Raw genomic sequence first — 583 nt, 5'->3', positions numbered from 1 at the left:
GATGTGGATAACGCCGATGGTGAGTTAACGTTTAGTGTCTCTGGCAACAGCAACATTCAAGTGGCGATCGTCAATGGCATTGCTACGTTCACTCCAACCGCAGACTGGAACGGCTCAGAAACCCTAACCTTTACCGCCACCGATCCAAGCGGTGAAAGCGTTAGCCAAACGGTGAACTTCACAGTTGCGCCTGTGGCGGACATCGTGGCAGACAAAGCGACGGTTGTGGAAGACACGCCAACCATCATCAAGGTCTTAGGTAACGACACGTTCGAAGGCGACGATAAAGTGGTGTCGCTCGATACCAATAACGCCCCAGCCAACGGCACGGTCTCGGTCAACCCGGACGGCAGCGTCACTTACACGCCAAACGACAACTATCACGGAACAGACAGCTTCACCTACATCGTTACCTCCGGTGGGGTATCGGAGTCCACCACAGTGAACGTCGATGTCACGCCAGTGAACGATGCGCCAGTGGCGACCAATGACACGGCGATTACTGACGAAGACACGCCAGTCACGATTGATGTCCTGCCAAACGACACCGATATTGATGGTGATACGCTGTCTATCCAATCAG

At 53.9% G+C, this 583-nt stretch carries 1 protein-coding gene; it reads left to right on the top strand.

Annotation, left to right across the window (positions count from 1 at the left end):
- A partial coding sequence (locus IQR33_RS34325) for a cadherin-like domain-containing protein (protein WP_228014127.1) occupies positions 1-583 on the top strand: 583 nt, incomplete at both ends.

The organism is Vibrio sp. OPT46, from assembly GCF_015163535.1.
Taxonomy (GTDB): Bacteria; Pseudomonadota; Gammaproteobacteria; order Enterobacterales; family Vibrionaceae; genus Vibrio; species Vibrio alginolyticus.
The sequence above is the reverse complement of the archived record's forward strand: the minus strand, read 5'-3'. Positions and strand labels throughout refer to the sequence as shown.